Source organism: Chryseobacterium sp. JV274, assembly GCF_903969135.1.
In the GTDB taxonomy this organism is placed as follows: Bacteria; Bacteroidota; Bacteroidia; order Flavobacteriales; family Weeksellaceae; genus Chryseobacterium.
In genome coordinates, this window is sequence record NZ_LR824569.1 from 3,613,652 (window position 1) to 3,636,145 (window position 22,494).

General features: G+C 40.5%; 6 protein-coding genes, 4 tRNA genes and 6 rRNA genes. 15 read left to right on the plus strand and 1 reads right to left on the minus strand.

Annotated elements, in window-relative coordinates; all coding sequences use genetic code 11:
• The first annotated feature begins 712 nt into the window (after positions 1-712).
• From CHRYMOREF3P_RS16690 to CHRYMOREF3P_RS16760, 15 genes are all read left to right on the plus strand, one after another.
• Positions 713-2,229: ribosomal RNA gene (locus CHRYMOREF3P_RS16690) — 16S ribosomal RNA — on the plus strand.
• Between the two features lie 197 nt (positions 2,230-2,426).
• A tRNA-Ile gene (locus tag CHRYMOREF3P_RS16695) sits at positions 2,427-2,500 on the plus strand.
• Positions 2,501-2,583: 83 nt separating this feature from the next.
• Positions 2,584-2,657: transfer RNA gene (locus CHRYMOREF3P_RS16700), tRNA-Ala, on the plus strand.
• A gap of 203 nt (positions 2,658-2,860) precedes the next feature.
• Positions 2,861-5,619, plus strand: a 23S ribosomal RNA gene (locus tag CHRYMOREF3P_RS16705).
• A 143-nt stretch (positions 5,620-5,762) separates the two neighbouring features.
• Positions 5,763-5,870: ribosomal RNA gene (gene rrf / locus CHRYMOREF3P_RS16710) — 5S ribosomal RNA — on the plus strand.
• 1,214 nt (positions 5,871-7,084) lie between these two features.
• Positions 7,085-8,601 (plus strand): 16S ribosomal RNA (locus tag CHRYMOREF3P_RS16715).
• Positions 8,602-8,798: 197 nt separating this feature from the next.
• Positions 8,799-8,872, plus strand: a tRNA-Ile gene (locus CHRYMOREF3P_RS16720).
• An 83-nt stretch (positions 8,873-8,955) separates the two neighbouring features.
• Positions 8,956-9,029, plus strand: a tRNA-Ala gene (locus CHRYMOREF3P_RS16725).
• Positions 9,030-9,232: 203 nt separating this feature from the next.
• Positions 9,233-11,991 (plus strand): 23S ribosomal RNA (locus CHRYMOREF3P_RS16730).
• A gap of 143 nt (positions 11,992-12,134) precedes the next feature.
• Positions 12,135-12,242 (plus strand): 5S ribosomal RNA (gene rrf / locus CHRYMOREF3P_RS16735).
• Together the 16S, 23S and 5S rRNA genes with 4 tRNA genes alongside form the textbook arrangement of a ribosomal RNA operon.
• 551 nt (positions 12,243-12,793) lie before the next feature.
• The gene (locus tag CHRYMOREF3P_RS16740) at positions 12,794-13,960 is read left to right on the plus strand and encodes a T9SS type A sorting domain-containing protein (RefSeq protein WP_180565078.1); all 1,167 of its coding nucleotides are present in this window, start codon (positions 12,794-12,796) and stop codon (positions 13,958-13,960) included.
• A gap of 126 nt (positions 13,961-14,086) precedes the next feature.
• Entirely contained in the window at positions 14,087-16,738 is a 2,652-nt protein-coding gene (locus tag CHRYMOREF3P_RS16745; RefSeq protein WP_180565079.1) for a 4-alpha-glucanotransferase, read from the plus strand.
• A gap of 139 nt (positions 16,739-16,877) precedes the next feature.
• The gene (locus CHRYMOREF3P_RS16750; protein WP_077413794.1) at positions 16,878-17,921 is read left to right on the plus strand and encodes a hypothetical protein; all 1,044 of its coding nucleotides are present in this window, start codon (positions 16,878-16,880) and stop codon (positions 17,919-17,921) included.
• A 187-nt stretch (positions 17,922-18,108) separates the two neighbouring features.
• Entirely contained in the window at positions 18,109-18,558 is a 450-nt protein-coding gene (locus CHRYMOREF3P_RS16755) for a hypothetical protein (protein WP_077413793.1), read from the plus strand.
• Positions 18,559-18,685: 127 nt separating this feature from the next.
• Positions 18,686-19,195 (plus strand): ferritin, encoded by a 510-nt coding sequence (locus CHRYMOREF3P_RS16760; RefSeq protein WP_047374012.1) that lies wholly within the window; start codon positions 18,686-18,688, stop codon positions 19,193-19,195.
• 79 nt (positions 19,196-19,274) lie between these two features.
• Here CHRYMOREF3P_RS16760 and CHRYMOREF3P_RS16765 read toward each other — a convergent pair whose 3' ends face one another.
• Positions 19,275-22,415, minus strand: coding sequence for a UvrD-helicase domain-containing protein (locus CHRYMOREF3P_RS16765; RefSeq protein WP_180565080.1), 3,141 nt, complete (start codon positions 22,413-22,415; stop codon positions 19,275-19,277).
• Between the last annotated feature and the right edge of the window lie 79 nt (positions 22,416-22,494).

The following is a 22,494-nucleotide window of genomic DNA, read 5'->3' on the forward strand; positions in this document are numbered from 1 at the left end:
CATTCCATAAGAACGCACTATTATCCTGAGCGTAGACGAAGGGAGCCTGTTTTATAAAAGCTTCCCCTTGCACCTTTCCCCCAACCTTCCCTTTATCTTATATATATATAATAGACTGTATCTTTCATTACCCCATTACTCATGATTTCTTCTCCCTCAAAGCGCTCCCTTGAATCTCCCAAACAAATGTTTAAAATTTTTCTCTCTGCGTTCCAGTGTATTAGGGTTAAATATTACGGGTGTGTAAAATTTATGTTAAATAAAGTTGTTTTGCGTTGCAATAAGTTGTTATCTTTGCCCCACTGAAAAACGAGAGTAATACAGTAGCGCAGGAGAGCTTTTAGATAAGCATAGACATTATGATACTTCAACAAGAGGCAGACAAAAAACTTTAATTTTTTTATCAAAAAAAGTTGCGAGTTTAAAAAGAGTTTGTATCTTTGCAGTCCCAAATAAAGGGAGCGCAGGAGTAGAGTGATTGAGGTTTAGGAGAGGGATTAAGGTTACTTAAAAAACTTTAAAATTTTCTTTCAAAACATTTGGTCATTAAGAAATAAAGTTTTACTTTTGCACTCGCAAATACGGAGCGCCACTGACAGAAGAGAGTGCTTCGTTACAAAGCGAAAGATATAAAGATCATTGACATACAATATAACAACCAAGTAAGGAAAAACTAAAGCGTAAAAAAACTTTGAGTGAGTCAGACAAACATACAATGGAGAGTTTGATCCTGGCTCAGGATGAACGCTAGCGGGAGGCCTAACACATGCAAGCCGAGCGGTATTGTTTCTTCGGAAATGAGAGAGCGGCGTACGGGTGCGGAACACGTGTGCAACCTGCCTTTATCTGGGGGATAGCCTTTCGAAAGGGAGATTAATACCCCATAATATTTAGAATGGCATCATTTTAAATTGAAAACTCCGGTGGATAGAGATGGGCACGCGCAAGATTAGATAGTTGGTGAGGTAACGGCTCACCAAGTCAACGATCTTTAGGGGGCCTGAGAGGGTGATCCCCCACACTGGTACTGAGACACGGACCAGACTCCTACGGGAGGCAGCAGTGAGGAATATTGGACAATGGGTGAGAGCCTGATCCAGCCATCCCGCGTGAAGGACGACGGCCCTATGGGTTGTAAACTTCTTTTGTATAGGGATAAACCTACCCTCGTGAGGGTAGCTGAAGGTACTATACGAATAAGCACCGGCTAACTCCGTGCCAGCAGCCGCGGTAATACGGAGGGTGCAAGCGTTATCCGGATTTATTGGGTTTAAAGGGTCCGTAGGCGGATCTGTAAGTCAGTGGTGAAATCTCACAGCTTAACTGTGAAACTGCCATTGATACTGCAGGTCTTGAGTGTTGTTGAAGTAGCTGGAATAAGTAGTGTAGCGGTGAAATGCATAGATATTACTTAGAACACCAATTGCGAAGGCAGGTTACTAAGCAACAACTGACGCTGATGGACGAAAGCGTGGGGAGCGAACAGGATTAGATACCCTGGTAGTCCACGCCGTAAACGATGCTAACTCGTTTTTGGTTTTTCGGAATCAGAGACTAAGCGAAAGTGATAAGTTAGCCACCTGGGGAGTACGTTCGCAAGAATGAAACTCAAAGGAATTGACGGGGGCCCGCACAAGCGGTGGATTATGTGGTTTAATTCGATGATACGCGAGGAACCTTACCAAGGCTTAAATGGGAAATGACAGGTTTAGAAATAGACTTTTCTTCGGACATTTTTCAAGGTGCTGCATGGTTGTCGTCAGCTCGTGCCGTGAGGTGTTAGGTTAAGTCCTGCAACGAGCGCAACCCCTGTCACTAGTTGCCATCATTAAGTTGGGGACTCTAGTGAGACTGCCTACGCAAGTAGAGAGGAAGGTGGGGATGACGTCAAATCATCACGGCCCTTACGCCTTGGGCCACACACGTAATACAATGGCCAGTACAGAGGGCAGCTACACGGTGACGTGATGCAAATCTCGAAAGCTGGTCTCAGTTCGGATTGGAGTCTGCAACTCGACTCTATGAAGCTGGAATCGCTAGTAATCGCGCATCAGCCATGGCGCGGTGAATACGTTCCCGGGCCTTGTACACACCGCCCGTCAAGCCATGGAAGTCTGGGGTACCTGAAGTCGGTGACCGTAAAAGGAGCTGCCTAGGGTAAAACAGGTAACTAGGGCTAAGTCGTAACAAGGTAGCCGTACCGGAAGGTGCGGCTGGAACATCTCATTTTAGAGCGTCGTAAGACGATAAAAAAACAAAGGTACTTAAATGTACCATGCACTTACTTCAAAGTAAAGCTTTAGTTTTTTGTTTGGTTGGTTATATAAAAAATACAACACCCACTAGAAATTAGTATAGGGAAAGAGATTGAGAAATGAAGAAGAGGAAAAGTATAACTTACTTACTCATCCCCATAACTCATATAAAGTCTCGTAGCTCAGCTGGTTAGAGCGCTACACTGATAATGTAGAGGTCGGCAGTTCGAGCCTGCCCGAGACTACTAATTAAAGCGGCTGGCAAATAGCTTATAGCTGATGGCAAAAATGCCAGAAGCCAGAAGCAAATAGCCAACAGCAACTAGAGGGGGAATTAGCTCAGCTGGCTAGAGCGCCTGCCTTGCACGCAGGAGGTCAAGGGTTCGACTCCCTTATTCTCCACAGTTTTGGAAGACTGATTTAAAAGTTACGGATAGAGCCAAAAACAATATCTGTTCATCAGTTGTACAAAAAGAATTTAAGATCATTGACATTAACGGTAAAGACATCACAAAGAGATAACCGAGCACTTTCGAGTGCCGAGTTTATAAAAATATCGATAAATTAAATTTATCAAAAAATACTGAACTAATATAATTATTAGGAAAGAAATCGTTAAGGGCGTATGGCGGATGCCTAGGCTTTCAGAGGCGACGAAGGACGTGGTAAGCTGCGAAAAGCTGCGGGGATTGGCACACACGAATTGATCCGCAGATGTCCGAATGGGGCAACCCGGCTGGTTGAAGACCAGTCACCTCGTAAGAGGAGCAAACCCGGAGAACTGAAACATCTAAGTACCCGGAGGAAAAGAAATCGAAGAGATTCCGTAAGTAGTGGCGAGCGAAAGCGGATTAGCCCAAAAGCTGATATATGTTTAATAGAATGTTCTGGAAAGAACAGCCGTAGAGGGTGATAGCCCCGTATATGAAAGGCATATTTGAGTGATAAATGAGTAGGGCGGGACACGTGAAATCCTGTCTGAATATGGGGGGACCATCCTCCAAGGCTAAATACTCCTGAAAGACCGATAGTGAACAAGTACTGTGAAGGAAAGGTGAAAAGCACTTCGAATAGAAGGGTGAAATAGAACCTGAAACCGTACGCCTACAAGCGGTCGGAGCAGCATTAAGCTGTGACGGCGTGCCTTTTGCATAATGAGCCTACGAGTTAATTTTACTAGCGAGGTTAAGGTATTAAGTACCGGAGCCGGAGCGAAAGCGAGTCTGAATAGGGCGTATAGTTAGTAGGATTAGACGCGAAACCTTGTGATCTACCCATGGGCAGGTTGAAGCTCTGGTAACACAGAGTGGAGGACCGAACCGGTTGACGTTGAAAAGTCTTCGGATGACCTGTGGGTAGGGGTGAAAGGCCAATCAAACTGGGAGATAGCTCGTACTCTCCGAAATGCATTTAGGTGCAGCGTCGTATATAAGTTTATTAGAGGTAGAGCTACTGATTGGATGCGGGGGTTTCATCGCCTACCAATTCCTGACAAACTCCGAATGCTAATAAATGTTCTACGGCAGTGAGGGCATGGGTGCTAAGGTCCATGTCCGAGAGGGAAAGAACCCAGACCAACAGCTAAGGTCCCAAAATATATGTTAAGTTGAAACAACGCGGTTGGACTGCATTGACAGCTAGGATGTTGGCTTGGAAGCAGCCATTCATTTAAAGAGTGCGTAACAGCTCACTAGTCGAGCGGTCCGGCATGGATAATAATCGGGCATAAACATATTACCGAAGCTATGGATTTGTACTTTATGTACATCTGGTAGGAGAGCATTCTATTTGCGCTGAAGCAGTACTGTGAGGTATTGTGGAGCGGATAGAAAAGAAAATGTAGGCATAAGTAACGATAAAGCGGGCGAGAAACCCGCTCACCGAAAGACTAAGGTTTCCTCAGCCATGCTAATCAGCTGAGGGTTAGTCGGGACCTAACGCGAACCCGAAAGGGGTAGTGGATGGACAATGGGTTAATATTCCCATACTTGCTCACACTAAAAAGGGGACGGAGTGCCGTACTTACTGGAGACTGACGGAATAGTCAAGGCCTAGCCTTCGGGCGAAGCTGCTGTAGGGAAAGTGCTTCCAAGAAAAGCCGAAGTGAAGCAACCCGTACCAAAACCGACACAGGTAGTCGAGGAGAGAATCCTAAGGTGCTAGAGTGAATCATGGTTAAGGAACTAGGCAAAATAGTCTCGTAACTTCGGGAGAAGAGACGCCATCAGCAATGGTGGCCGCAGTAAAGAGGCCCAGGCGACTGTTTATCAAAAACACAGGACTCTGCAAAATCGAAAGATGCAGTATAGGGTCTGACACCTGCCCGGTGCTGGAAGGTTAAGGAAGGTGCTTAGGGTTAAACCGAAGGCATTGACTGAAGCCCCAGTAAACGGCGGCCGTAACTATAACGGTCCTAAGGTAGCGAAATTCCTTGTCGGGTAAGTTCCGACCTGCACGAATGGTGTAACGATCTGGGCACTGTCTCAACCATGAGCTCTGTGAAATTGTAGTATCGGTGAAGATGCCGATTACCCGCAATGGGACGAAAAGACCCTGTGAACCTTTACTATAACTTCGTATTGACTTTGAGTAAGTAATGTGTAGGATAGGTGGGAGGCTTTGAAGCTTGCACGCTAGTGTAGGTGGAGCCAACGTTGAAATACCACCCTTTACTTACTTGGAGCCTAACTTCTTAAGGGAAGGACATTGCGTGGTGGGTAGTTTGACTGGGGTGGTCGCCTCCAAAAGAGTAACGGAGGCTTTCAAAGGTACCCTCAGCACGCTTGGTAACCGTGCGTAGAGTGTAATGGCATAAGGGTGCTTGACTGTGAGACCTACAAGTCGATCAGGTGCGAAAGCAGGACATAGTGATCCGGTGGTTCCGTATGGAAGGGCCATCGCTCATAGGATAAAAGGTACTCCGGGGATAACAGGCTAGTCTCCCCCAAGAGCTCACATCGACGGGGAGGTTCGGCACCTCGATGTCGGCTCGTCACATCCTGGGGCTGGAGAAGGTCCCAAGGGTTGGGCTGTTCGCCCATTAAAGTGGCACGCGAGCTGGGTTCAGAACGTCGTGAGACAGTTCGGTCTCTATCTATTGCGGGCGTTAGATGTTTGAGAGGGCTTGATTCTAGTACGAGAGGACCGAATTGAACAAACCTCTGGTGTATCAGTTGTACCGCCAGGTGCACTGCTGAGTAGCTACGTTTGGAAGAGATAAGCACTGAAAGCATATAAGTGCGAAACTCGCCTCAAGATGAGACATCTTTTAAGGGTCGTTGGAGATGACGACGTTGATAGGCTACAGGTGTAAAGACAGTAATGTCATAGCCGAGTAGTACTAATTACCCGTAGATTTATAGCCTAATATGGCGCACGAAAGTGCAGCAAGGTTACCTCTTTGTGAAAGTTTTTATCGAAAATAACCAGGTAGCAGATGGTAGCTATTGGGAAGCAGGGAAAACCTGTATCCTTTTACCTATACCGTGCAGCCTTATATACCTTCTTTAGGGTGGTTTTAGCGGTGGGGCTCACCTGTTCCCATTCCGAACACAGAAGTTAAGCCCACCAGCGCCGATGGTACTGCGAAAGCGGGAGAGTAGGCCGCCGCCAGTTTTTATTTTATTTTTAAAAAATCCTTTATCTTATGATGAAGGATTTTTTTTTGCGTTATAGCTATCCCATCCCCATCCCGAAAATCAATATATATATACTGATGAGTAATCAGTAACAGATAATGCATCAATTATCATTGATTACTTATCACTTATGATGGACAGCACCCACTCCAATTGTCACTCCGCAGGAGTCTCAACAATCCAAATCGTCTGAATTATAAGAAACCTGAAGATTCTAATAAATAAGCTTTGATTCCTACGGAATGACATAATCGGAAAAAGGGATATTAGTTCGATTTAGAACTTATCATTTCTCATCCACAGTTCATACCAGAATCTCACAACTCATAATTCATAACTTACAAAACTATATAAATCTTTGCCTTTATTTTGTACATAGTATAAAGTGCCGTATTGCTTGTACACTCTAGAATCTATATAATCTACCTTCAATTTAATTTCATGTTTGAATCTTAGAACCAAATAAATTTATAGTTTGATACATTTCCAGTATGTAAATTATATTCTATAAAATTTTTGTCCGCTTTGAGGCACTGGATTAAGTATATTGCTATGATAAATGTCCCATATAAATGCAATTGCTTTTGGAGATTTACGCATTAGAATTAAATCTTATATATGTATTTTAATGATATTCATTTCTGAATACTCATTGTGGATAAGTATAAATTGTAATTAATCGTCTGAATAACATATGTATACGGAAATAGTTATCCACTTTTCGTATTTTTATGTTAAATAAAGTTGTTTTGCGTTGCAATAAGTTGTTATCTTTGCCCCACTGAAAAACGAGAGTAATACAGTAGCGCAGGAGAGCTTTTAGATAAGCATAGACATTATGATACTTCAACAAGAGGCAGACAAAAAACTTTAATTTTTTTATCAAAAAAAGTTGCGAGTTTAAAAAGAGTTTGTATCTTTGCAGTCCCAAATAAAGGGAGCGCAGGAGTAGAGTGATTGAGGTTTAGGAGAGGGATTAAGGTTACTTAAAAAACTTTAAAATTTTCTTTCAAAACATTTGGTCATTAAGAAATAAAGTTTTACTTTTGCACTCGCAAATACGGAGCGCCACTGACAGAAGAGAGTGCTTCGTTACAAAGCGAAAGATATAAAGATCATTGACATACAATATAACAACCAAGTAAGGAAAAACTAAAGCGTAAAAAAACTTTGAGTGAGTCAGACAAACATACAATGGAGAGTTTGATCCTGGCTCAGGATGAACGCTAGCGGGAGGCCTAACACATGCAAGCCGAGCGGTATTGTTTCTTCGGAAATGAGAGAGCGGCGTACGGGTGCGGAACACGTGTGCAACCTGCCTTTATCTGGGGGATAGCCTTTCGAAAGGGAGATTAATACCCCATAATATTTAGAATGGCATCATTTTAAATTGAAAACTCCGGTGGATAGAGATGGGCACGCGCAAGATTAGATAGTTGGTGAGGTAACGGCTCACCAAGTCAACGATCTTTAGGGGGCCTGAGAGGGTGATCCCCCACACTGGTACTGAGACACGGACCAGACTCCTACGGGAGGCAGCAGTGAGGAATATTGGACAATGGGTGAGAGCCTGATCCAGCCATCCCGCGTGAAGGACGACGGCCCTATGGGTTGTAAACTTCTTTTGTATAGGGATAAACCTACCCTCGTGAGGGTAGCTGAAGGTACTATACGAATAAGCACCGGCTAACTCCGTGCCAGCAGCCGCGGTAATACGGAGGGTGCAAGCGTTATCCGGATTTATTGGGTTTAAAGGGTCCGTAGGCGGATCTGTAAGTCAGTGGTGAAATCTCACAGCTTAACTGTGAAACTGCCATTGATACTGCAGGTCTTGAGTGTTGTTGAAGTAGCTGGAATAAGTAGTGTAGCGGTGAAATGCATAGATATTACTTAGAACACCAATTGCGAAGGCAGGTTACTAAGCAACAACTGACGCTGATGGACGAAAGCGTGGGGAGCGAACAGGATTAGATACCCTGGTAGTCCACGCCGTAAACGATGCTAACTCGTTTTTGGTTTTTCGGAATCAGAGACTAAGCGAAAGTGATAAGTTAGCCACCTGGGGAGTACGTTCGCAAGAATGAAACTCAAAGGAATTGACGGGGGCCCGCACAAGCGGTGGATTATGTGGTTTAATTCGATGATACGCGAGGAACCTTACCAAGGCTTAAATGGGAAATGACAGGTTTAGAAATAGACTTTTCTTCGGACATTTTTCAAGGTGCTGCATGGTTGTCGTCAGCTCGTGCCGTGAGGTGTTAGGTTAAGTCCTGCAACGAGCGCAACCCCTGTCACTAGTTGCCATCATTAAGTTGGGGACTCTAGTGAGACTGCCTACGCAAGTAGAGAGGAAGGTGGGGATGACGTCAAATCATCACGGCCCTTACGCCTTGGGCCACACACGTAATACAATGGCCAGTACAGAGGGCAGCTACACGGTGACGTGATGCAAATCTCGAAAGCTGGTCTCAGTTCGGATTGGAGTCTGCAACTCGACTCTATGAAGCTGGAATCGCTAGTAATCGCGCATCAGCCATGGCGCGGTGAATACGTTCCCGGGCCTTGTACACACCGCCCGTCAAGCCATGGAAGTCTGGGGTACCTGAAGTCGGTGACCGTAAAAGGAGCTGCCTAGGGTAAAACAGGTAACTAGGGCTAAGTCGTAACAAGGTAGCCGTACCGGAAGGTGCGGCTGGAACATCTCATTTTAGAGCGTCGTAAGACGATAAAAAAACAAAGGTACTTAAATGTACCATGCACTTACTTCAAAGTAAAGCTTTAGTTTTTTGTTTGGTTGGTTATATAAAAAATACAACACCCACTAGAAATTAGTATAGGGAAAGAGATTGAGAAATGAAGAAGAGGAAAAGTATAACTTACTTACTCATCCCCATAACTCATATAAAGTCTCGTAGCTCAGCTGGTTAGAGCGCTACACTGATAATGTAGAGGTCGGCAGTTCGAGCCTGCCCGAGACTACTAATTAAAGCGGCTGGCAAATAGCTTATAGCTGATGGCAAAAATGCCAGAAGCCAGAAGCAAATAGCCAACAGCAACTAGAGGGGGAATTAGCTCAGCTGGCTAGAGCGCCTGCCTTGCACGCAGGAGGTCAAGGGTTCGACTCCCTTATTCTCCACAGTTTTGGAAGACTGATTTAAAAGTTACGGATAGAGCCAAAAACAATATCTGTTCATCAGTTGTACAAAAAGAATTTAAGATCATTGACATTAACGGTAAAGACATCACAAAGAGATAACCGAGCACTTTCGAGTGCCGAGTTTATAAAAATATCGATAAATTAAATTTATCAAAAAATACTGAACTAATATAATTATTAGGAAAGAAATCGTTAAGGGCGTATGGCGGATGCCTAGGCTTTCAGAGGCGACGAAGGACGTGGTAAGCTGCGAAAAGCTGCGGGGATTGGCACACACGAATTGATCCGCAGATGTCCGAATGGGGCAACCCGGCTGGTTGAAGACCAGTCACCTCGTAAGAGGAGCAAACCCGGAGAACTGAAACATCTAAGTACCCGGAGGAAAAGAAATCGAAGAGATTCCGTAAGTAGTGGCGAGCGAAAGCGGATTAGCCCAAAAGCTGATATATGTTTAATAGAATGTTCTGGAAAGAACAGCCGTAGAGGGTGATAGCCCCGTATATGAAAGGCATATTTGAGTGATAAATGAGTAGGGCGGGACACGTGAAATCCTGTCTGAATATGGGGGGACCATCCTCCAAGGCTAAATACTCCTGAAAGACCGATAGTGAACAAGTACTGTGAAGGAAAGGTGAAAAGCACTTCGAATAGAAGGGTGAAATAGAACCTGAAACCGTACGCCTACAAGCGGTCGGAGCAGCATTAAGCTGTGACGGCGTGCCTTTTGCATAATGAGCCTACGAGTTAATTTTACTAGCGAGGTTAAGGTATTAAGTACCGGAGCCGGAGCGAAAGCGAGTCTGAATAGGGCGTATAGTTAGTAGGATTAGACGCGAAACCTTGTGATCTACCCATGGGCAGGTTGAAGCTCTGGTAACACAGAGTGGAGGACCGAACCGGTTGACGTTGAAAAGTCTTCGGATGACCTGTGGGTAGGGGTGAAAGGCCAATCAAACTGGGAGATAGCTCGTACTCTCCGAAATGCATTTAGGTGCAGCGTCGTATATAAGTTTATTAGAGGTAGAGCTACTGATTGGATGCGGGGGTTTCATCGCCTACCAATTCCTGACAAACTCCGAATGCTAATAAATGTTCTACGGCAGTGAGGGCATGGGTGCTAAGGTCCATGTCCGAGAGGGAAAGAACCCAGACCAACAGCTAAGGTCCCAAAATATATGTTAAGTTGAAACAACGCGGTTGGACTGCATTGACAGCTAGGATGTTGGCTTGGAAGCAGCCATTCATTTAAAGAGTGCGTAACAGCTCACTAGTCGAGCGGTCCGGCATGGATAATAATCGGGCATAAACATATTACCGAAGCTATGGATTTGTACTTTATGTACATCTGGTAGGAGAGCATTCTATTTGCGCTGAAGCAGTACTGTGAGGTATTGTGGAGCGGATAGAAAAGAAAATGTAGGCATAAGTAACGATAAAGCGGGCGAGAAACCCGCTCACCGAAAGACTAAGGTTTCCTCAGCCATGCTAATCAGCTGAGGGTTAGTCGGGACCTAACGCGAACCCGAAAGGGGTAGTGGATGGACAATGGGTTAATATTCCCATACTTGCTCACACTAAAAAGGGGACGGAGTGCCGTACTTACTGGAGACTGACGGAATAGTCAAGGCCTAGCCTTCGGGCGAAGCTGCTGTAGGGAAAGTGCTTCCAAGAAAAGCCGAAGTGAAGCAACCCGTACCAAAACCGACACAGGTAGTCGAGGAGAGAATCCTAAGGTGCTAGAGTGAATCATGGTTAAGGAACTAGGCAAAATAGTCTCGTAACTTCGGGAGAAGAGACGCCATCAGCAATGGTGGCCGCAGTAAAGAGGCCCAGGCGACTGTTTATCAAAAACACAGGACTCTGCAAAATCGAAAGATGCAGTATAGGGTCTGACACCTGCCCGGTGCTGGAAGGTTAAGGAAGGTGCTTAGGGTTAAACCGAAGGCATTGACTGAAGCCCCAGTAAACGGCGGCCGTAACTATAACGGTCCTAAGGTAGCGAAATTCCTTGTCGGGTAAGTTCCGACCTGCACGAATGGTGTAACGATCTGGGCACTGTCTCAACCATGAGCTCTGTGAAATTGTAGTATCGGTGAAGATGCCGATTACCCGCAATGGGACGAAAAGACCCTGTGAACCTTTACTATAACTTCGTATTGACTTTGAGTAAGTAATGTGTAGGATAGGTGGGAGGCTTTGAAGCTTGCACGCTAGTGTAGGTGGAGCCAACGTTGAAATACCACCCTTTACTTACTTGGAGCCTAACTTCTTAAGGGAAGGACATTGCGTGGTGGGTAGTTTGACTGGGGTGGTCGCCTCCAAAAGAGTAACGGAGGCTTTCAAAGGTACCCTCAGCACGCTTGGTAACCGTGCGTAGAGTGTAATGGCATAAGGGTGCTTGACTGTGAGACCTACAAGTCGATCAGGTGCGAAAGCAGGACATAGTGATCCGGTGGTTCCGTATGGAAGGGCCATCGCTCATAGGATAAAAGGTACTCCGGGGATAACAGGCTAGTCTCCCCCAAGAGCTCACATCGACGGGGAGGTTCGGCACCTCGATGTCGGCTCGTCACATCCTGGGGCTGGAGAAGGTCCCAAGGGTTGGGCTGTTCGCCCATTAAAGTGGCACGCGAGCTGGGTTCAGAACGTCGTGAGACAGTTCGGTCTCTATCTATTGCGGGCGTTAGATGTTTGAGAGGGCTTGATTCTAGTACGAGAGGACCGAATTGAACAAACCTCTGGTGTATCAGTTGTACCGCCAGGTGCACTGCTGAGTAGCTACGTTTGGAAGAGATAAGCACTGAAAGCATATAAGTGCGAAACTCGCCTCAAGATGAGACATCTTTTAAGGGTCGTTGGAGATGACGACGTTGATAGGCTACAGGTGTAAAGACAGTAATGTCATAGCCGAGTAGTACTAATTACCCGTAGATTTATAGCCTAATATGGCGCACGAAAGTGCAGCAAGGTTACCTCTTTGTGAAAGTTTTTATCGAAAATAACCAGGTAGCAGATGGTAGCTATTGGGAAGCAGGTAAAACCTGTATCCTTTTATCTATACCGTGCAGCCTTATATACCTTCTTTAGGGTGGTTTTAGCGGTGGGGCTCACCTGTTCCCATTCCGAACACAGAAGTTAAGCCCACCAGCGCCGATGGTACTGCGAAAGCGGGAGAGTAGGCCGCCGCCAGTTTTTATTTTATTTTTAAAAAATCCTTTATCATATGATAAAGGATTTTTTTTTGCGTTATACCCAGCACTATACCCAACTCATTAAGAATGAGTAATAAACAATCAATAATGATTGACTGTCCCTACTGTTATCCAAGACCATGGATCATTTACCGTTTATCATTGATAACCTATACTCCACTCCCCAGGAGTCTATACAAGACATTTTAAATTCTGTAATTTATCCTTTGAATCCTTTAGACTTTAATACTTGGATTCCTACGGAATGACATAATCGGAAAAAGGGCTATTAGTATGATTTATAACTTATAACTTATCACTTATCACCTCTCACCTCACTGATCTTACTCCTCACTTATCTGTTATAGTGCATTTAAACTATTACAGTCACCTATCAAACTGATTAAACAGGAAGAAGAAATGACTGATAATAGCTGTGTATTCATTAATTTATCATCAACTTTATTCAAATATCCGGGATTTTTGTTTTTTAACTTGAAAATTGTGTAACTTAGTAATATCAAAATGATTACGAATCTAAAAATATATAATATGAAAAAACATTTATTCCCTCTATTTTTACTGTTATTTGGTGTGAATGCACAAGCACAGCAAGATTTCTTTGCGATTGCAGGAAAAGAGACCCAGAGTATTACTTTCAATGATTTTCGCACAATTGATGCAGCTAATGGAACTTCCGGAGAGAAAGTTTTTACTGCCGATTCTTCAACAAAAGTTTTTTCGCAGACTAGAAGAGGTATTGTAGCTGAAGATAAAAACTCTTACAGTAATTCTCAAGCCATAACTCTGGCTGCCCTGGCTTATGATTCTTCGAATAATAATCTGGTGTATATGCCTATGTTTTCGTCTAATATCTATGTTTTAAATCCACAGACTAAAGAGATTACGTTGGTAGAAAATACTGTTGCAAGAGTATCATCATGTGATATCAATTCTCATATTACAAGAATGGCAACAGGGTATAATGGGAGTATTTATGCTGTGAATAATGCCGGAACACAGTTTCTGGAAATTAGTAAAAAAAGTGGACAATATGTAGTAAATGATCTTGGGATTATCAAGGATGATTCGTCTAACGGTAGAAATTCATTTACAGCTATGGAAACTGGTTTTGGTGGAGATATGATTGCTGATGCAGATAATAACTTCTATGTTTTTGCAGCTTCAGGAAATGTTTTCAAGGTGCTGACAAAAGATTTAAAAGCTAGGTTTGTTGGTAAAATCACCGGAATTCCGGATAATTATTCTGTAAATGGATCCGCTGTAAATGCTCAGGGTAAAGTGGTAATTGCAAGTGCTAAAGGAGCTTCCTTGTATGAAGTAGATCTTGCAACTTTACAGGCAAAGCAGCTTCCTGGAGAACAAGGGCTGCATATTTATGATTTGGCAAGTAAATATTTTGTGAATGATAAAACTTCCAGTATCAATGCTGTGGCAGCTAATCTGGATATTTATCCGACAAAGGTAGATGAGCATTATATCAACGTTCATGCTAATAAGAATATAAAAGGTAATATTAAACTGAATATCTTTGATATGTCAGGTAAAAATGTGATGACTCAGGATCTTTCTGTAAAAGATGCTTCGTTGGATGAGAAAGTATATCTTAAAGGATTGGTGAGTGGAGCTTATATTGTAAATATTACTGATGAATCCGGAAAAGCAATATTCAATAAGAAGATTCTCGTAACAAGATAATTACAAAATATAATTAAGAATATAAGGACCTTCTCAAATCAATTTGAGAAGGTTTTTTAATGATTATTTGATATTCAATAAGTTTTATTTTTCGATATTAAAATGTATTTTTATAAAAAAATATAGATGAAACTATACTTTAATGTAGGATATATTGTAAAAGCTGGAGAAAATTTGCAGTTGGTAATTGGTGAAGAAGGAGCTGCAGTACATATCCATACTATGTTTTATGCTGAGAATGGTTTGTGGAAGTGTGAAGTTGACAATTTCTCAAAATCTATTTCTTACCAATACCGGGTAGTCAATGAAAAAGGCAATGTATTAAGAGAGGAATTTGTTTCGCATCATCTTAATTTTCCCCATAATTATAAGGAGTTTATAGTTTTTGACGAATGGAATAACAAAAATTTTCCTGAAAACTATTTAAACAACAAAATCCTTTACAACAAGCTGCATGATTTTGTTCCCGAAAAAATAACGGTTTTAAAAAAACATACTCATTTATTCAGAATAGAAGCGCCTATTTATAATCCGGATTGGAGAATTGTACTCTTTGGAAGCACTGCATCCTTAGGAAACTGGAGTTATGAAAAAGTTATTCCCCTGCATCAGACAGATTTCGGAATGTGGGAAGCTTCTGTAGAAATTCCGGAAGATGAATTTATCCAATTCAAATATTGCATTTATGATACCAAAGAGAACAGAGTCATTGATGTAGAAACAGGAGAGAACAGATTTACGTTAGCTAATCTATTAAGTGATGTTCTGCAGATTGTTTCCAATCATTATTTTAGATTCAAAGGATATCAGATGTATCATGATGCCGGAGTTGCAGTTCCCGTATTTTCTTTGAGAAGTGAAGACGGTTTCGGTGTAGGAGAATTTGCGGATATTAAAAAATTAGCAGATTGGGCAAAAGAAACGAATCTTGGTATTATTCAGATTCTTCCGATCAATGATACAACAGCAAATTATTCCTGGACGGATTCTTATCCTTATGCAGCAGTATCTGTCTATGCTCTACATCCACAATATATCTCTATAGAAAAGCTTGATTATTCTTTACCGAAAGAATTAGTTGATTTGTATTTAACTGAAAAAGAGAAGTTAAATGCTTTGGACCTGATTGATTATGAAAAAATGATCGAAGGTAAATGGAAATATCTTACTGCTGTTTTCTATGCAGAGAAAGATAAAATCTACAAAGACAGAAACTTCAAAAAATTCATCAAGGATAATGAACATTGGTTGGTTCCCTATTCTACATTCTGCGTGTTGAGGGACAAATATAAGACACCCAATTTCAACGAGTGGAAAACCCATAAAAAATATATTGCAGGAAAAATTTTACAGTTTTTCACAACGAAAAATAAAGATTATGATATCTCAATGCTTCATGCCTGGGTACAGTATCAATTGCATGTACAGCTGAAGGATGCTGTTGACTATGCCCATAACCTGGGAATTTCGTTGAAGGGAGATCTTCCGATTGGAATTTACAGATATTCCGTAGAAGCCTGGACAGAGCCGGAATTATTCGGGATGGATTTTCAGGCAGGAGCACCTCCTGACCAATTCACAGAACTTGGACAGAACTGGGAATTCCCGACTTACAATTGGGAAGCTATGAAAGCAGATGATTACCGATGGTGGAAAAACAGGTTCAAAGCGCTGGAACAGTATTTTGATGCGATGAGAATTGACCACATTCTTGGTTTCTTCAGAATATGGAGAATGCCTGTTTCTGCCGTACAAGGAATTTTAGGGTACTTTTATCCGGCTGTTCCTATAGTTGCGGAAGAATTTAAAGCCTGGCAGATTCCGTTTAATTTTGATAGGTATTGTAAGCCTTTTATCAACAATCAGATTTTATGGGACTATTTTGGAAAAGATAGTGGGAAAGCTCTTGAATTTATGGACCGCAATGCAGACGGAACCTATGTATTCAAAGAAGAATTTGATTCCCAGAGAAAACTGGTTAATTTCTTTAAGAAGAAATCATATGGCTCGCTTGAGGAACAATTGATTTCTCTGTGTGCCAATGTTTTGTTTTTAACAGAAGAGAGAAACGGGAAAACAGTTTATCACCCAAGGTTCAATGTGTACAATACAGAATCTTACAAACATCTTCCTGAACTGGAGCAAAAAAGTATTTATGATCTGTATCACGATTATTTCTTCAGAAGACAGGATCATCTTTGGTCTGAAAAAGCAATGGAAAAACTTCCCGTTATCCTGAATGCCACTAAAATGCTGATTTGCGGTGAAGATCTGGGAATGGTTCCTGCATGTGTACCGGTTGTAATGGACGAATTAGCTATCATTGCTTTGAAGGTACAGAGAATGCCTTCTGAAAATATTCCTTTCTATAATCCTAAGAATGCAAGCTATATGAATGTAGTGACAGCATCTTCACACGACAGCTCAACCTTGAGACAGTGGTGGAAAGAAGATCCTGCTCTTACACAAAAATATTTCAACCAGCAGCTGATACAGTATGGTAAAGCCCCTGCAGATTTGAACCCTCATCTTGCTGAGATCATTATGAAGCAGCATTTATATAATGATGCTATGCTGGCTATTTTCCCGATTCAGGAATTTCTGGCAACAGATGCAGAACTCGCTAATAAAAATATTGATAATGAAAGAATCAACAATCCTGCGGTTTTCCCACATTATTGGCGTTACAGAATGCATATAAAACTGGAAGATCTTAAAAAGAAAGAATCTTTCAATGATAAGATTGCTTTTTGGATAAAAGACAGTGGTAGAATGTAAATTTAACACCTGATTATCAATTAGTTAAAAATATTTTAAAAGAAGTTTGATCTTATGATTTAACTTCTTTTTTTTATTTGTATCAAAAAGATAGAATTAAGATATTCTGCTATATATTAACCAATTAACGACTATAGAGATGAAAAAAATATTTTTAGGATTAGCTTTTGGGTTGGGCGTTTTGACGTCAGCTCAGCAGTATCCGAACAATGGTTGGGGTGATGATGGTTATTATCAGAATGGAGATGGCTATTACAGCGATGAAGATGACAGAAATTATTTCCCTGACGATTATTATTACAATTATCCTCAGGACTATTATCCAAGTGATTATTATCAAAGCTATTATAACGACTACAGAGGAAGCATTATTAATATCGACTGGAACGGATTTTTCGTACAGAACAGATTAAGCCGCTGGCAGGTAGATCAGATCATGAGACTTAATAATCTGTATGCAAGTTTTACAGCATGGAATAATTTTTACCGATATAACCCGGACAGATGGTATTATGATAGATTTTATGCTATGGAAAGGATATTAGGACCAAGAGTATTTGTTGTTTTCCAAAATAACTATTACAGAGGTTCCAGCCCGGTTGTATATTTCCAGAATTACAGAAGATCATATTATGGACCAAGATATACTGTAATGCCAAGATATAGAAATATCAATATCAATATTTACAGAGTAGACAGATCAAGATTCCGTAGAATGGATAACCCTACTTTTGATATTGTCAGAAGAGACAACAGAGGTGGTAATGGTTTCAGAAATACGAGAAGCGAAAACTCCGGTGGCTTCCGTGATAATAATGGCGGCTTTAGAAATAGCAATGACGGGAATAGAGGAAACGCTGACAATAACGCAGGTTTCAGAACTAATAACAGCGGAGGATTCAGAGGAAATTCTGATAATGGAGGAACCCGAGGAAATACTGACAACAATGGAGGTTTCAGAACTAATAACAGTGGAGGAACCCGAGGAAATGCTGAGAATAATGGAGGATTCAGAAGTAATAACGGAGGCGGTTTCAGAGGAAACAGTGAAGTGAGAAGAGAAGCTCCTAAAAGAGAAGATAACGGCGGATTCAGAGGAAATAATGGAGGAGGCTCCAGACAAAAATCTGAAAGTTCTAACCGTGGTAATGGAGGCTTTAGAGGCAGCTTAGTAAAGAATTAATTTTCATATATTATATTTAAGTGGTGTGAAGGGCAGGTTTTTATAATCTGTCCTTTTTTTTGTTTATTTATTGATTTATTTTTATTAAAATTTAACATTATTTATGAATTTGTTAATTTAACTTCTGTTTTAATTAATAATCAAAAAGGTATAATAACAACATAACAATTAATTAAATTTTAAAAAGATGAAAAAATTAGTTTTAGCAATAGCATTTATCGGAATGGGAAGTTTTGCAATGGCACAACAGACTACAACTCCACAAGACAGACAGGCAAGAGGCGCTGAAATGAAGCAGAAAATGGAGCAGAAACAACAGGAACGTCTTGCAGAAATGCAAAAAGACCTTAATCTGAACCAATCTCAGGTAGCGCAGGTAAAAGCCCTTCAGGACAAAAGAAATGCTGAAAGAAAAGCTGAGTTCGAGAAAAATAAAGGAGACAGACAAGCTAAAATGCAGGAAATGATGGCCAAGAAAGCACAGATGGATGCTGACATGAAAAAAATTCTAAACCCTGAGCAATATGATAAATGGCAGGCTGACAGAAAAGCAAAAGCAGAAAAAATGAAGATGGCAATGAAAGAAAGAAAAATGATGAAAAAGCCGATGAATACAGGAGCAGCTGATGTAAAATAGCAGCCTGTAATTTTAGTTTTTTAATGTGATAAGGATGGATGTTTTTCCATCCTTTTTGTATTAATTTTCTTTAAAACCTTTGATTTCGGGCTTTTATTCCTTATTTTTGACTATAAATTTAATACTTATGGTTAGCGAAAAAATTGCAAAATTAATTAACGAACAAATAGCCCACGAACAATACGCCGCTCAATATTATCTTTCAATGTCTGCATGGTTTTCTGGAAAAGATCTGGATGGAATTGCCAACTATTTCAGAGTACAGAGTAAAGAAGAATTAATGCACGCAGATAAAATGTTTGATTATTTGAATGATGTAGGCGGGGAAATTATCATCGGAGAAATTCCAAAACCTCCACATGAGTTCGAAAATGCTACGGATATTTTTGAGAAAGCATTGGCACATGAGAAAATAGTAACTAAAAGTATTTTCAATATTGTAAAAAATGCAAACGATGAAGGAGATTTTGCAACAACATCATTCCTGCAGTGGTTTATCAACGAACAGGTAGAAGAAGAAGCCAGCGCTTCTCAGTACGTAACGAAAATCAAAATGGTATGTGATAATCCATCAGCACTATACCTTTTTGACCAGGAATTGTCTCAGAGAGTATTTGTTCCTGCTACAACAGCTTAAGACCGAAACTTCTTAAAAATATAAAACCGCTATCCGATAGAATAGCGGTTTTATATTTTTTTTATCTGAATAGGAAAATTTAAAGATAAATAATCTGAGTTTTAAGAACCTTTTTCCCCAGACGTTCAAGAATGTTTTTATAGCCTTCTACCTGTGCCTCATCTTTGGTTTTCTGTTCACCTGTTTTAAAATCAACAATGATATAACCTTCCTCACCTTTTAAAATACGGTCAGGCCTGAAGATATGACTTTCCCCGTTTTCAGAGATCATAATGTCTTTCTCATTGATCACTTCCCATTTTTCATCAAAGAATTCTGCATAAGTCTTCACGATCTCCTCTAATGTAAGCTGTATTTCATTTTTTTCCTCCAGTGTAATCTGGCCTTCCAGCGCATAGCCTTCCAGCACCTTTGATATATCTTTTTCAGTATTGATTTTTGATAAAAGCTCATGAACAAATAGCCCGATCCTTACCTTTTCATTTCGTACCTGATAGTTTTTAGACGGTGTCGCAATCTTGATAGATGTACTTTTTTCATTAACATTCTTAAGATCCTGAATATTCTGCGTTTTAAAAGATGAACTTTTATCTTTCGAGTATTTTTTCAGCAGTTCAGGATTCACTTCATACACATCAAACTCATCAGACTGTTCAGTATTTTTTGTTTGAAGGAATTCAAGAAGCTCAAGATTATTAGAGGTCTTATTGGCTTTCTGAAGATAGAAAAACAGCTGCTCAACGGGTCTGGTAGTGGCAACATACTGCAGACATAGCCTGTCAATCATGTTTTTATAAGCATTTTTACTGTTAAAAAACAGAATTTCCTCATCATAAACTTCCAGATTCTTATTAAACTGATTGATGTTCACGGATTTTAAAGCTTCATTTTCATTTGTATCAAACCAGTTGGTAAATTCATTATCCCGGTTTTTGTTCATCATAGGAATAAAAACAATTGGGAACTCCAGTCCCTTAGACTTGTGGATGGTCATGATCTGAATGGCATCAATGTTTTCCGAAGCCTGAATGGTGTAAGAAGAAGCTTCTTCATCCCAATATTTCAAAAATTCCTTCGTACTGGCACCCGCATTCTGCGTGAAGTTGAAAAGCATTTCCAGGAAATTCAGTAAAAAGTCGGTTTCTTTGTTTTCAACAGAAAATTCGTTGATGTAATATTCTATAAAGTTATATAGATTAAACCTTGGAAAATTATCCTGCTTAAGCTGCAGTGAATATTTCTCCTTAATAAACTGAAGTATTTCTTCATGACCTTCAATGTCCAGAATTTCTTTCATTTCTAAAGTGAAATCCGGCATATGAATTTTTCCCAATGTATTCAGATGATACATCATCATAATCAGGCAATGTTTATTCTTAGGATTAAGTTCCCATCGCAGAAATTCAATCACAGCCTTTAATGTATTGGAAAGTTCCAGTGTAAGACCTTTATCGGAAATCGTTTTAATATTCGTTTCCTCACCGCGATATTTAACTTTTAAACTTCCCAGTTTTTGAGAGTAGCTGAAAATATCAAAATTTCCACGACAAAGAATAGTGATGTCAGAAAACTTAAAGCCATTGTCCAGACATTCCTGAATATCTTTCCGCATTCTTTCTGAAGTATCATTGTAGAACTCTTCATTCGTAAGATTGTCGATCAGGTTCACCTTTACACGCCCGTCAAACTTTGATTTTGGACTTTGCTCGGCATCTTCTCCGAAAATATTCTTATGTTCTTCCAAAAGTCCTTCAGAATGGAAACGGTACAGCTCATTGTTGAACTGTACAATATTTCTGGCACTTCTCCAGTTGTCCTTTAACACAAGAAGATCAGCTTCCTTAGGTGAGAATTCTTTTTTGTTGATAATATCCAGCATCAGTTTACTCTCTCCACCACGGAATCTGTAAATACTCTGCTTGGGATCACCCACTAAAGTAAATGAAGTATATTCCGTAGAAACACTGTGATCTCTCAGCGGAACAAAATTCTGCCACTGCAATTCTGATGTATCCTGAAACTCATCAAAGAAATAATGCTGAAACTGTGATCCTACCTTTTCATAAATAAAAGCAGAAGGTTCATTTTTAAGATTTTCATTGATCAGAATATTAAATTTAGAAAGAAGAACAAGATCATTTTCCTCTTCAATTTTTTGAAGCTCATCCTGAATGTCCTTATTTACCTTTAAGGGAAGAAGAGCCGACAAAACTTTTTCTTTCTTCTGGGTTTCAATGTACAGAAGGATAAGTTTCATTCTGTTATCAAGAAGTGAGTCAAGAATCTCAAAAATCTCAGACTCTTTATGCTTTGACTTGGAAGATGCTCCCTTTCTGTAATTATTGATGACAGACTCTTCCTGAGTAGTAGGAAAAGGAAATCCGGTTCTTTTCTGTTGGTAAAAATCTATGACTTTAGTAAAGAAACCTCCAATTCCGTTTTTACCCTGAGCAAAATCTTCAATATCAATATTTCTGGATTTGAATAATTCAATAGAACTGGCTGCAAGTTCTGCAGACTGTTTTTTGTTGAGAACAATTTCTTTACGAAGTGTATTCTTTATATTCTCGTAATTGGCATCGTCAAAACTCTTATTGCTTTTCAGATGCTCATAGTGAATATCCTTTACAAATTCTTTTGCCGAATCATAAAGGTTTTTGTTAAGATTAATTCTTTCATTGTTTTCAAGACTATAATCTACATAGTCCATGAAAGAATTGGAGATCGTTTCATTCTCCCCAATCTGGTCCAGCATCTTATCAACGGCTTCTATCAAAAAGGGTTCAGCTTCAATTTCAAGATTAAAATTTTTAGCCAGTCCTAATTCATAAGAAAAGCTTCTTACCAGCCTTGAATTAAAACGGTCAATAGTTCCGATATTCAATGTGGAATAATTGTGGAGAACGTAATCCAGCAGTTTCTCAGAACGATGATGCAGCTCATCAATCGTAATTTTCAATCCCTGTTCTTCAAATGCTTTCTGGATATTTTTCAGATCTGTATTCTCTGCATAGTCTTTAGCGGAAAAATTTCCTAACCATGATAAAATTCTTTCCTTCATCTCGTTCGCGGCCTTATTCGTAAAAGTCAGAGCGAGAATATTCCTTATCGACTGCTGTTGATTAGGATAGCGGAGACAGATCATCAATAGCCTTTGTACCAGAGCATATGTTTTCCCGGATCCGGCAGAAGCATTGATGACTGTGTAAGAATTTTGCATTGTAAAGAGAGAATTGAGACTGCAAGTTAGCTAAAATTTAAAAGAAACTTTAACAATTTAATCAGGCTATTTAACAGTT

What these genes read in the sequence shown, in the direction of transcription:
- CHRYMOREF3P_RS16740 (WP_180565078.1), top strand. Translation starts at nt 12,794, where the DNA reads ATGAAAAAACATTTATTCCCTCTATTTTTACTGTTATTTGGTGTGAAT.
- CHRYMOREF3P_RS16745 (WP_180565079.1), top strand. Translation starts at nt 14,087, where the DNA reads ATGAAACTATACTTTAATGTAGGATATATTGTAAAAGCTGGAGAAAAT.
- CHRYMOREF3P_RS16750 (WP_077413794.1), top strand. Translation starts at nt 16,878, where the DNA reads ATGAAAAAAATATTTTTAGGATTAGCTTTTGGGTTGGGCGTTTTGACG.
- CHRYMOREF3P_RS16755 (WP_077413793.1), top strand. Translation starts at nt 18,109, where the DNA reads ATGAAAAAATTAGTTTTAGCAATAGCATTTATCGGAATGGGAAGTTTT.
- CHRYMOREF3P_RS16760 (WP_047374012.1), top strand. Translation starts at nt 18,686, where the DNA reads ATGGTTAGCGAAAAAATTGCAAAATTAATTAACGAACAAATAGCCCAC.
- CHRYMOREF3P_RS16765 (WP_180565080.1), bottom strand. Translation starts at nt 22,415, where the DNA reads ATGCAAAATTCTTACACAGTCATCAATGCTTCTGCCGGATCCGGGAAA.